Here is a 12,892-nt window from a genome sequence, read left to right as displayed (position 1 = left end):
GTGATTTTCCTTTTTGTAAGGCGCAAATAGATTTTAATAAAGCTTGATTTGAGGGGTGAATCAGTTGACAGGTCAACTAGTTCAGTATGGACGACACCGCCAACGAAGAAGTTACGCGCGAATCAGTGAAGTTTTAGAATTACCAAATCTAATCGAAATCCAAACCTCTTCTTATCAATGGTTTCTTGATGAGGGATTGCGTGAGATGTTCCAGGACATTTCTCCAATTGAAGACTTTACTGGTAACCTATCACTGGAATTTATTGATTATAGCCTTGGCGAACCAAAGTATTCCGTTCCGGAATCAAAAGAAAGAGATGTTACTTATGCAGCACCACTGCGTGTGAAGGTACGTCTTTTAAACAAAGAAACAGGAGAAGTAAAAGACCAGGAAGTTTTCATGGGTGATTTCCCGCTTATGACTGAGACAGGCACCTTTGTAATTAATGGTGCTGAACGTGTTATCGTATCTCAGTTGGTTCGATCTCCGAGTGTTTATTTCAGCGGAAAAGTCGATAAAAACGGAAAAAGAGGATACACAGCTACTGTAATTCCGAATCGTGGCGCCTGGCTGGAATATGAAACCGACGCAAAAGACGTCGTGTATGTCAGGATAGATCGTACTCGGAAATTGCCCGTTACGGTTCTTTTGCGTGCCCTTGGAGTTGGCTCTGATCAAGAAATAATCGAGTTAATCGGAGATAATGAATATATCCGAAATACGCTTGAAAAAGACAATACAGAAAGTGTTGAAAAAGCACTTCTAGAAATCTATGAGCGACTTCGTCCAGGCGAACCGCCAACAGTTGACAACGCAAAGAGTCTTTTAGTCTCAAGATTTTTCGACCCTAAGCGTTACGACCTGGCAAATGTAGGACGCTATAAGATTAATAAAAAGCTTCATATTAAAAACCGTCTGTTTGGACAGCGTCTTGCAGAGGCCTTAGTTGATCCGGACACAGGTGAAATTATTGCGGATAAAGGAACACTTCTTGACCGCCGTAATCTAGACAGGATTATCCCTGCGCTTGAAAAGAACATTAATTTTGGTAATTTCCATCCATCAGGTGGAGTAGTAGAGGATGACATTCTTCTTCAATCCATTAAGATTTACGCTCCTAATGATGAAAATGAAAAAGTAATTAATGTAATTGGAAATGCTTATGTTGAAGAAGCGGTGAAGAATATTTCCCCTTCTGATATTATTTCATCCATCAGTTATTTCTTTAACCTGCTTCACGGAGTGGGAGACACAGATGATATTGACCATCTGGGTAACCGCCGCCTTCGTTCTGTTGGTGAATTGCTGCAGAACCAGTTCCGTATTGGTTTATCAAGGATGGAACGTGTTGTTCGTGAAAGAATGTCCATTCAGGATACAGCAACTATTACACCGCAGCAGCTAATTAATATTCGTCCGGTTATTGCTTCAATTAAGGAGTTCTTTGGAAGCTCTCAATTATCGCAATTTATGGATCAAACAAATCCGCTTGCAGAATTGACGCATAAGCGCCGTCTTTCAGCACTCGGACCAGGTGGACTTACACGAGAACGTGCCGGCTTTGAGGTGCGTGACGTTCATTATTCTCACTATGGCCGTATGTGTCCGATTGAAACGCCTGAAGGACCAAACATTGGTCTTATCAACTCCTTATCCTCTTTTGCAAAGGTAAACCGCTTTGGTTTCATTGAAACTCCATATCGAAGGGTTGACCCGGAGACAGGAAAAGTGACAAGCAGGATCGACTACCTGACTGCAGATGAAGAAGATAACTATGTTGTTGCCCAGGCAAATTCACGCCTTGATGAAGATGGTTCGTTTATTGATCAGGATATCGTTGCCCGTTTCCGTGGCGAAAATACAGTTGTTAATCGTGATAGAATTGACTACATGGATGTATCTCCAAAGCAGGTTGTATCTGCGGCGACCGCATGTATTCCGTTCTTAGAAAACGACGACTCCAACCGTGCCCTGATGGGTGCGAACATGCAGCGTCAGGCTGTTCCATTGCTGCAGCCTGAAGCACCAAGAGTTGGAACTGGTATGGAATATGTATCAGGTAAAGACTCCGGCGCGGCTGTTATTTGTAAATCTGATGGTATCGTTGAACACGTTGAAGCACGTGAAGTGTGGGTTCGCGAAACACATGAGGTTGACGGACAGGAAGTCAAAGGTGACCTTAAGAAGTACAGAATGCTTAAATTCATTCGTTCCAACCAGGGTACCTGCTACAACCAGCGTCCAATTGTAGCTGTAGGAGATCGTGTAACAAAAGGTGAAATCCTTGCGGACGGACCTTCTATGGAACTTGGTGAACTGGCTCTTGGCCGTAACGTCCTTGTTGCTTTCATGACTTGGGACGGATACAACTATGAAGATGCAATTATTATGAGTGAACGTCTTGTTAAAGACGATGTATATACTTCAATTCATATTGAAGAATATGAATCAGAATCACGTGATACTAAGCTTGGACCTGAGGAAATTACACGCGATATTCCAAACGTTGGTGAAGATGCACTTCGCAATTTGGATGAGCGCGGAATTATCCGAATTGGAGCCGAAGTTAAGGATGGAGATCTTCTTGTTGGTAAAGTAACTCCAAAGGGAGTAACTGAACTGACAGCGGAAGAAAGGCTATTACACGCTATCTTTGGTGAAAAAGCCCGTGAAGTCCGAGACACTTCACTTCGTGTTCCGCATGGCGGAGGCGGAATCGTTCTTGACGTTAAAGTATTTAACCGTGAAGACGGAGATGAACTGCCACCGGGTGTTAACCAGCTTGTTCGTGCGTATATTGTTCAAAAACGTAAAATTCATGAAGGCGATAAAATGGCAGGACGCCACGGTAATAAAGGGGTTATCTCCCGAATATTGCCTGAAGAAGATATGCCTTTCCTTCCTGATGGAACACCGGTTGATATCATGTTAAACCCACTAGGGGTTCCTTCTCGTATGAACATTGGACAGGTGCTTGAACTCCATCTTGGAATGGCTGCAAGGGCACTTGGAATCCATGTAGCAACTCCTGTATTTGACGGAGCACGAGAAGAAGATGTTTGGTCTACAATCGAAGAAGCAGGTATGGCCCGTGACGCAAAAACAGTCCTGTATGATGGCCGCTCAGGTGAGCCGTTTGATAACCGAGTGTCTGTTGGTGTCATGTACATGATCAAACTTGCGCACATGGTTGACGATAAGCTCCATGCGCGTTCTACTGGTCCTTACTCTCTTGTTACGCAGCAGCCTCTTGGCGGTAAAGCTCAATTCGGCGGACAGCGTTTCGGAGAAATGGAAGTTTGGGCTCTTGAAGCTTACGGTGCTGCTTATACACTTCAGGAAATATTGACAGTGAAGTCCGATGACGTTGTCGGCCGTGTGAAAACATATGAGGCAATTGTTAAAGGCGAAAATGTTCCTGAACCGGGCATTCCTGAGTCTTTCAAGGTATTAATCAAAGAACTTCAAAGCTTGGGTATGGATGTTAAGATGCTTTCCAGCGATGAGCAGGAAATTGAATTACGCGATACAGATGATGATGATGATATTCATCAATCAGATACATTAAACATTACTCCTGAAAAAAATAGTTTTGAATCCGAAAAAGTGGGTTCCAAAGAGTAATAAAGAGGGAATTTAGGCCAAATAGCAAAAGTTGTTTGGCCTTATCCGCTCGTTTAGGGAAAACCTGGATATCGAAAGGGAGGTAGGCCCCTTGCTGGATGTTAATAATTTTGAGTATATGAAAATCGGTCTTGCTTCACCCGATAAGATCCGTTCTTGGTCTTTTGGTGAAGTAAAAAAACCGGAAACCATCAACTATCGAACACTGAAGCCTGAAAAAGACGGTCTCTTCTGTGAACGTATTTTTGGTCCGACAAAAGACTGGGAATGTCACTGCGGAAAGTATAAACGCGTCCGTTATAAAGGCGTTGTTTGTGACCGATGCGGAGTTGAAGTAACACGCGCTAAGGTACGTCGTGAGCGCATGGGCCATATTGAATTGGCTGCTCCTGTATCACACATATGGTATTTCAAAGGCATTCCAAGCCGTATGGGTCTTGTTTTGGATATGTCACCCCGTGCACTTGAGGAAGTTATTTACTTTGCTTCATACGTTGTAACTGAATCAGGAGATACTGCTCTCGAGAAAAAACAGCTATTATCTGAAAAAGAATATCGTGCATACCGTGAAAAGTATGGAAGCAAATTCCAGGCTTCCATGGGTGCGGAAGCGATTAAAAAGCTTCTTTCTGATATTGATTTAAATAAAGAGGCTGACACTCTTAAAGAGGAATTAAAAACTGCACAAGGCCAGCGCCGTACTCGCGCTATCAAACGCCTAGAAGTAGTTGAGGCATTCCGTGGTTCAGGCAATGAGCCTTCATGGATGATCCTTGATGTTCTTCCGGTTATTCCTCCGGAACTTCGTCCAATGGTACAGTTGGATGGAGGAAGATTTGCTACTTCTGACTTGAACGATTTATACCGCCGTGTCATCAACCGGAACAATCGCTTAAAGCGTTTATTGGACCTTGGTGCTCCAAGCATTATTGTTCAAAACGAAAAGCGTATGCTCCAGGAAGCTGTTGACGCATTAATTGATAATGGACGTCGCGGAAGACCGGTTACTGGTCCTGGTAATCGCCCGTTAAAATCTCTTTCACATATGCTGAAGGGGAAACAGGGACGTTTCCGTCAAAACCTGTTAGGAAAACGTGTTGACTATTCGGGCCGTTCTGTAATCGTTGTAGGTCCAAATCTAAAAATGTATCAATGTGGTCTTCCAAAGGAAATGGCAATTGAACTCTTCAAGCCATTTGTTATGAAGGAACTAGTTGAAAAAGGATTGGCTCACAACATCAAGTCTGCAAAACGCAAAATTGAAAGATTATCACCTGATGTATGGGATGTACTAGAAGAAGTTATTAAGGAGCATCCGGTTCTTCTGAATCGTGCCCCTACACTTCACAGACTCGGAATTCAGGCGTTTGAACCAACTCTTGTAGAAGGCCGTGCAATCCGCCTTCACCCGCTTGTATGTACTGCATACAACGCTGACTTTGACGGTGACCAAATGGCTGTTCACGTACCGCTTTCTGCTGAAGCCCAGGCTGAAGCACGTATGCTGATGCTTGCTGCCCAAAACATCCTTAATCCGAAAGATGGAAAGCCGGTTGTTACTCCATCCCAGGATATGGTGCTAGGAAACTACTACCTCACACTTGAAAGAGAAGGTTCAGTAGGCGAAGGTATGGTCTTTAATGATACAAATGAAGCCCTTATCGCATATCAAAATGGCTACGTTCATCTGCATACAAGAGTTGCCGTGCATGCAGGCTCATTGAAAAATGAAACATTTACGGAAGAACAAAATCACCAGCTTCTACTTACTACAGTAGGAAAGCTTGTGTTTAATGAAATCTTGCCGAAATCGTTCCCATATATTAATGAACCAACAAGAGATAACCTGGAAGTAAAAACACCTGAAAGATACTTTGTCGAAAAAGGTGCAGATATAAAAGCAAGAATTAAGGATCTTCCATTGGTTGATCCGTTTAAAAAGAAAATTCTCGGAAATATCATCGCAGAAGTATTCAAGCGATTCAAAATCACTGAAACTTCTAAGATGCTTGACCGTATGAAGGATCTAGGATTTAAGCACTCAACTAAAGCCGGTATTACTGTTGGTGTGGCTGATATCGTCGTACTTCCTGAGAAGCAGGAAATTTTGACAGAAGCCCAGCATAAAGTAGATAACGTTTTGAAACAGTTCAGACGTGGTCTTATCACTGAAGAAGAGCGCTATGACCGTGTTATCTCTATTCGGAGCCAGGCGAAAGATGTAATTCAGGGTAAACTGATGAAGTCTTTGAATAAGACGAATCCAATTTTTATGATGAGTGACTCTGGTGCCCGTGGTAACGCGTCCAACTTTACCCAGCTTGCTGGTATGCGTGGTCTGATGGCCAACCCGGCCGGCCGTATTATCGAGCTCCCAATCAAATCAAGTTTCCGTGAAGGATTAACCGTTTTGGAATACTTCATTTCAACTCACGGTGCGCGTAAAGGACTTGCTGATACAGCTCTTAAAACAGCTGACTCTGGTTACCTGACTCGACGTCTGGTTGACGTAGCGCAGGATGTAATCGTCCGTGAAGATGATTGCGGAACTGACCGTGGACTCGTTATACAAGCTTTGAAAGATGGCACTGAAATTATTGAATCCCTGGAAGAACGTTTAATTGGCCGTTATGCACGCCGCGCAATCAAGCATCCGGAAACAAAAGAAGTTTTAGTTCCGGAGAATGGCCTGATCACAGAGGATCTTGCTGAAATAATTGTAGGCACAGGCATAGATGAAGTTAATATCCGTTCCGCCTTTACATGTAATACACGCCATGGTGTGTGTAAGAAGTGTTACGGACGCAATCTGGCAACTGGCCAGGAAGTGGAAGTGGGCGAAGCGGTTGGTATTATCGCTGCTCAGTCAATCGGTGAGCCAGGAACGCAGTTAACAATGCGTACCTTCCATACCGGTGGTGTTGCTGGAGACGATATTACACAAGGTTTGCCTCGTATCCAGGAAATTTTTGAAGCACGTAACCCTAAAGGGCAGGCAGTCATTTCCGAAATCGAAGGTGTGATTGTTGGCATTAATGAGGGTCGTGACCGTCAGCAGGAAATTGTTGTACAAGGTGATGTTGAATCAAGAACATATACAGCTCCTTACACAGCAAGACTCAAAGTGGCAGTTAATGATAAAGTACATCGCGGAACTGAAATGACTGAAGGTTCTATCGACCCGAAAGAACTTATCAAGGTCAGAGACGTTGGCGCTGTTCAGGAATACTTGCTTCGCGAGGTACAGAAAGTATACCGTATGCAGGGTGTTGAAATTGGTGACAAGCACATTGAGGTAATGGTACGCCAGATGCTTCGTAAAGTACGTGTTATTGATGCCGGTGAAACTGAGGTTCTGCCAGGTACTTTGCTTGATATACATCAATTTACAGATGCGAACGAGAGAGCGCTTCTTAGCGGTAAACTCCCAGCAACTGGCCGTCCAGTTCTTCTTGGAATTACCAAAGCATCTCTTGAGACTGATTCCTTCTTGTCAGCAGCTTCCTTCCAGGAAACTACAAGAGTTCTTACAGACGCAGCTATTAAAGGTAAACGCGATGAGCTTCTTGGCCTAAAAGAGAATGTTATCATCGGTAAACTTGTTCCAGCAGGAACAGGAATGCAGCGTTACCGAAGGGCTGAACCTGTATTTGCTGGTACAGAAACAGAAGAAATGACAATCGAGTAATTTTTATGAGCGGCACTTGCGATGGAGCAGGTGCCGCATTTTGAAAGAAACAAGATCTTTATTGGAATAGAAGGTGTGAGACTCCGGGAAAGCAGGACCAAGTGAGACTTCACAGGCGCAGAGCGCCGGATGCTCACAGACTGCCGGCGGAAAGGGAGCGCCTGAAGTGAAATCTAAAGGAATGTTTAACTTTCATAGAAAACGATTTTTCAAAGTTGTGTTGACATTAGATTCACTAGATGTTAATATATCAAAGGTGCTCCTATTCACCTGATACTTTGGAGGATATCAAAAATGTCTTATGAAAAAGTATTACGGGCTAAAGAAGTCAGTATAGGGACAAAACAGACAGTCAAAGCACTTAATGAAGGTACGGCCAAAGAGGTTATTATAGCGGAGGATGCTGATCCAAAACTCACTGATCCTGTTATAAATATTGCTCTTAAGAAGAAAGTGCCTGTCCATTATGCCGATACGATGAAAAAACTCGGAAAAGCATGTGGGATAAAAGTTGGTGCCGCAGCTGTTGCTATTATCAGTTAAAAACTGTTTTTGTAGATAGATGAGTCTGCAAAAACTTTGTTTTTGCAAAAAAATGAACCACCTGGATGTGTGGGTCAACAAAGTCGTGAAAGGAGGAAAAAACATGCCTACTATTAACCAATTAGTGCGTAAACCTCGCCAAACAAAAGAGGAAAAGTCAAAATCACCTGCACTTAATAAAGGTTACAACAGCTTCAAGAAATCACAAACAAATGTATCTTCACCACAAAAACGCGGAGTATGTACTCGTGTTGGTACAATGACTCCAAAGAAACCGAACTCAGCGTTACGTAAATATGCTCGTGTACGTTTGACAAACGGTATTGAGGTGACTGCATACATTCCTGGTATTGGCCACAACCTTCAAGAGCACAGTGTTGTTCTTATTCGCGGAGGACGTGTAAAAGACTTACCAGGGGTACGTTACCACATCGTTCGTGGTGCGCTTGATACAGCTGGAGTTAACAATCGTATGCAAGGCCGTTCTAAGTACGGTACTAAGCGTCCGAAAGCACCAAAGAAATAAACACTCTAAAAATAGAAGATTTTTTTGAAAGGAGGAAATTACATGCCTCGTAAAGGTCCTGTAGCAAAAAGAGACGTTTTGCCAGATCCGCTTTACAATTCAAAGTTAGTTACTCGTCTGATCAATAAAATGATGGAAGACGGTAAAAGAGGTAAGTCCCAGGCTATTCTTTATAACGCGTTCGATACTATTCGTGAGCGTTCTGGAAAAGAGCCAATGGAAGTATTCGAAGCAGCACTTAAAAATATTATGCCAGTTCTTGAAGTTAGAGCCCGCCGTGTAGGTGGAGCTAACTATCAAGTACCAGTTGAGGTGCGACCTGACCGCCGTACAACACTTGGTCTTCGCTGGTTGGTAAACTATTCTCGTCTTCGTGGTGAGAAAACAATGGAAGAGCGTTTAGCTAATGAAATCCTTGATGCTGCCAACAATACAGGTGCTTCTGTTAAAAAACGTGAAGACACTCATAAAATGGCTGAAGCAAACAAAGCGTTTGCTCACTATCGTTGGTAATCTAACCTTCAATATAAAATTTTTCATACTAGGAAGGAGAAAGACCCAATGGCAAGAGAGTTCTCCTTATTTAACACTCGTAATATCGGTATCATGGCTCACATCGATGCCGGTAAAACGACTACCACTGAGCGCGTACTTTATTATACTGGCCGTATCCATAAGATCGGTGAAACTCATGAAGGCGCTTCTCAAATGGACTGGATGGAGCAAGAGCAGGAACGTGGTATCACAATCACTTCTGCTGCAACAACTGCACAATGGAAAGGCCATCGCGTAAACATCATTGACACTCCAGGACACGTAGACTTCACAGTTGAAGTTGAACGTTCCCTTCGTGTTCTTGATGGAGCTGTGGCTGTACTTGATGCACAGTCTGGTGTAGAACCCCAAACTGAAACAGTTTGGCGTCAAGCTACAACTTACGGTGTACCTCGTGTAGTTTTTGTTAACAAAATGGATAAAATCGGTGCTGACTTCTTGTACTCTGTGAAAACAATACATGAGCGTCTGCAGGCTAATGCACATCCAATTCAACTTCCGATTGGTGCCGAAGATGAATTCGAGGCTATCATCGACTTAGTTGAAATGAATGCAGTATTCTACGGAAATGACTTGGGCACAGATATCGAAGTCCGTGAAATTCCTGAAGAACACAAAGCACTAGCTGAAGAATACCGTGAAAAGCTTGTTGAAGCAGTAGCAGAATTAGATGAAGAATTAATGGAAAAATACCTTGGCGGTGAAGAAATCACTAAAGAAGAGCTGAAAGCAGCGATTCGTAAAGGTACCGTTAATGTAGAATTCTACCCTGTTATCTGTGGATCTGCATTTAAAAACAAAGGTGTTCAGTTAATGCTTGATGCTGTAATTGACTATCTTCCATCTCCACTTGATGTACCTGCAATTAAAGGTCATGCAGTAGATGACGACGAAGATGTTATTGAACGTCATTCAAGTGATGAAGAGCCATTTTCAGCTCTTGCATTTAAAGTTATGACTGACCCTTATGTTGGTAAATTAACGTTCTTCCGTGTTTACTCTGGTACTTTAGAGTCTGGATCATATGTCCAAAACTCTACAAAGGGCAAGCGTGAGCGTATCGGACGTATCCTTCAGATGCACGCAAACAGCCGTCAGGAAATCGCTAAGGTTTTTGCCGGTGATATTGCAGCAGCTGTTGGTCTTAAAGACACTACAACTGGTGATACTCTATGTGATGAGAAAAACCTTGTTATCTTAGAGTCTATGCAATTCCCTGAACCAGTTATTCAGCTTTCAGTTGAACCAAAATCAAAAGCTGACCAGGACAAAATGGGTCAAGCTCTTCAAAAGCTTCAAGAGGAAGACCCAACGTTCCGTGCTCATACTGACCAAGAGACTGGTCAAACCATCATTGCTGGTATGGGTGAGCTTCACTTGGATATCATCGTTGACCGTATGCGTCGCGAATTCAAGGTAGAAGCAAATGTTGGTGCTCCACAGGTTGCGTACCGTGAAACTTTCCGTGGTTCTGCTCAGGTAGAAGGTAAGTTCGCACGTCAATCTGGTGGACGCGGACAATACGGACACGTTTGGATTGAGTTCTCTCCAAATGAAGAAGGAAAAGGTTTTGAATTTGAAAACGGAATCGTCGGCGGTGTAGTTCCTCGTGAATACATTCCTGCTGTACAAGCTGGTCTTGAAGATTCTCTTGATAGAGGTGTTCTTGCAGGTTATCCGCTAGTAGATATCAAAGCAAGATTGTTCGATGGATCTTACCATGATGTTGACTCTTCTGAAATGGCGTTTAAAATTGCAGCTTCTATGGCTCTTAAAAACGCAGCATCTAAGTGTAAGCCTGTAATCCTTGAACCAGTAATGAGAGTTGAAGTTGTTATTCCTGAAGAATATCTTGGGGATATCATGGGCCAAATTACTGCACGCCGTGGCCGTGTTGAAGGTATGGAAGCACGCGGTAACGCACAAGTTGTTCGCTCAATGGTTCCACTATCTGAAATGTTTGGTTATGCTACAGCACTTCGTTCAAGTACACAAGGCCGTGGAGTATTCTCCATGCACTTCGATCACTATGAAGAAGTACCAAAGTCAATTTCTGAAGAAATCATCAAAAAAAATAAAGGTGAATAATTGATTTTCACCTATATATCAAGTATAACTACTTATATAAGCATGGAAACTGTGAAACTGAGTCGACCTTTTTCACAGTTCCATCTCTATAATACTTAACCTTATAATTTAAAGGAGGATTTCTCTAATGGGAAAAGCTAAATTCGACCGTTCTAAGCCCCATGTTAACATCGGAACAATTGGTCACGTTGACCATGGTAAAACAACTTTAACTGCTGCAATCACTTCTGTTCTAGCAAAGACAGGTAAAGCAGAAGCTCGTGCATATGATCAAATCGACGGAGCTCCAGAGGAAAGAGAGCGTGGTATCACAATCTCTACTGCACACGTTGAGTACGAAACTGATGCACGTCACTATGCACACGTTGACTGCCCTGGACATGCTGACTATGTTAAAAACATGATCACTGGTGCTGCTCAAATGGACGGCGGTATCCTAGTTGTTTCTGCAACTGACGGCCCAATGCCACAAACTCGTGAGCACATTCTTCTTTCTCGTCAAGTAGGTGTACCTTACCTTGTAGTATTCATGAACAAGTGTGACATGGTTGACGACGAAGAACTTCTTGAATTAGTTGAAATGGAAATTCGTGACCTTCTTACTGAGTATGAGTTCCCTGGCGATGACATTCCTGTTATCAAAGGTTCTGCTCTTAAAGCTCTTGAAGGCGAAGCTTCTTGGGAAGAAAAAATCTATGAACTAATGGATGCTGTTGATAGCTACATCCCAACTCCAACTCGTGACACTGAAAAGCCATTCATGATGCCAGTTGAGGACGTTTTCTCAATCACTGGTCGTGGAACAGTTGCTACAGGACGTGTTGAGCGTGGACAAGTTAAAGTTGGTGACGTAGTTGAAATCGTAGGTTTCACTGAAGAGCCAAAATCTACAACTGTAACAGGTGTAGAAATGTTCCGTAAGCTTCTTGACTTTGCTGAAGCTGGCGACAACATTGGTGCCCTTCTTCGTGGTGTAGCACGTGAAGAAATCGAGCGTGGACAAGTTTTGGCTAAGCCAAAGACAATCACACCTCATACAAAGTTCAAAGCTGAAGTTTATGTATTATCAAAAGAAGAAGGTGGACGTCATACTCCATTCTTCACAAACTATCGTCCACAATTCTATTTCCGTACTTCTGATATTACAGGCATCTGTAATCTTCCAGAAGGCGTTGAAATGGTTATGCCTGGCGACAACATCGAAATGTCAGTTGAACTTATTGCACCAATCGCTATCGAAGAAGGAACTAAGTTCTCAATTCGTGAAGGCGGCCGTACAGTAGGCGCTGGCGTTGTAGCAACTATCACTGAATAATAATTGTAGTTTAAAAACAGGCGGATGACGATCCGCCTGTTTTTTGTTGTTTTAATTAACTTACATTTAAATGATTTTTGTAATGAAGTTATCAGCATAGTAATGGCACAAATATATCAGGATTTCTGGAAAAGGCTGTTTTTTTATAAAGTTTTTATTTCAAATGAATTATAAACAACCAATTTACGTACGAAAACCTTTGAGCTTGAATCACGGTTCTATTCGGACAGCATTGGTAAGCCGGAGAGAATTCGAGTCTGAAACAGGGAAGTATTCGGACAGCATTGCTAAATCAAAGTGCCTTCGAGTCTGAAACAGGGATGGATTCGGACGGCATTAGTAAATCAGAGTGCTTTCGAGTCTGAAACAGGGATGGATTCGGACGGCATTAGTAAAACAGAATGCTTTCGAGTCTGAAAGTATTTAGTATTTTCTAGATTTATATGGATGTACACTGATTAAAACAAAAGCGTTTCAGGTTTTACAACGAGAAATAAAAACGTGTTTCTTCTATATAATATATTTAAAAACAAGAATACACCTAAGGTGAGT

7 protein-coding genes are annotated in these 12,892 nt (G+C 42.6%); all 7 read left to right on the top strand.

The features are described from left to right. Positions 1 to 64: 64 nt before the first annotated feature. The gene (gene rpoB / locus AC3WR0_RS20305) at positions 65 to 3,625 is read left to right on the top strand and encodes a DNA-directed RNA polymerase subunit beta (protein WP_492553988.1); all 3,561 of its coding nucleotides are present in this window, start codon (positions 65 to 67) and stop codon (positions 3,623 to 3,625) included. Positions 3,626 to 3,716: 91 nt separating this feature from the next. Next, the gene (gene rpoC / locus AC3WR0_RS20300) at positions 3,717 to 7,313 is read left to right on the top strand and encodes a DNA-directed RNA polymerase subunit beta' (RefSeq protein ID WP_492553987.1); all 3,597 of its coding nucleotides are present in this window, start codon (positions 3,717 to 3,719) and stop codon (positions 7,311 to 7,313) included. A gap of 294 nt (positions 7,314 to 7,607) precedes the next feature. Then, positions 7,608 to 7,856 carry a 50S ribosomal protein L7ae-like protein gene (locus AC3WR0_RS20295; protein ID WP_492553986.1) on the top strand — a complete coding sequence of 83 codons (249 nt, stop codon included), beginning with the start codon at positions 7,608 to 7,610 and terminating at the stop codon, positions 7,854 to 7,856. A gap of 103 nt (positions 7,857 to 7,959) precedes the next feature. Further along, positions 7,960 to 8,382, top strand: a complete 423-nt coding sequence (gene rpsL / locus AC3WR0_RS20290; protein ID WP_308179751.1) for a 30S ribosomal protein S12 — start codon at positions 7,960 to 7,962, stop codon at positions 8,380 to 8,382. A 42-nt stretch (positions 8,383 to 8,424) separates the two neighbouring features. Further along, positions 8,425 to 8,895: a 30S ribosomal protein S7 gene (gene rpsG / locus AC3WR0_RS20285; protein ID WP_492553985.1), complete on the top strand. Its 471-nt coding sequence runs from the start codon at positions 8,425 to 8,427 to the stop codon at positions 8,893 to 8,895. A 48-nt stretch (positions 8,896 to 8,943) separates the two neighbouring features. Beyond that, the gene (fusA, locus tag AC3WR0_RS20280) at positions 8,944 to 11,025 is read left to right on the top strand and encodes an elongation factor G (RefSeq protein WP_492553984.1); all 2,082 of its coding nucleotides are present in this window, start codon (positions 8,944 to 8,946) and stop codon (positions 11,023 to 11,025) included. Positions 11,026 to 11,152: 127 nt separating this feature from the next. After that, positions 11,153 to 12,340 (top strand): elongation factor Tu, encoded by a 1,188-nt coding sequence (tuf, locus tag AC3WR0_RS20275; protein ID WP_492553983.1) that lies wholly within the window; start codon positions 11,153 to 11,155, stop codon positions 12,338 to 12,340. The last annotated feature ends 552 nt before the right edge of the window (positions 12,341 to 12,892 follow it).

Source organism: Neobacillus sp. FW104-15D2, from assembly GCF_058790155.1.
This window is presented reverse-complemented; position numbering and strand designations above follow the sequence as displayed.

Bases quoted from the DNA above. Each gene is read 5' to 3' on its own strand.
- AC3WR0_RS20295 (WP_492553986.1), top strand. From the start codon at position 7,608: ATGTCTTATGAAAAAGTATTACGGGCTAAAGAAGTCAGTATAGGGACA.
- rpsL (WP_308179751.1), top strand. From the start codon at position 7,960: ATGCCTACTATTAACCAATTAGTGCGTAAACCTCGCCAAACAAAAGAG.
- rpsG (WP_492553985.1), top strand. From the start codon at position 8,425: ATGCCTCGTAAAGGTCCTGTAGCAAAAAGAGACGTTTTGCCAGATCCG.
- fusA (WP_492553984.1), top strand. From the start codon at position 8,944: ATGGCAAGAGAGTTCTCCTTATTTAACACTCGTAATATCGGTATCATG.
- tuf (WP_492553983.1), top strand. From the start codon at position 11,153: ATGGGAAAAGCTAAATTCGACCGTTCTAAGCCCCATGTTAACATCGGA.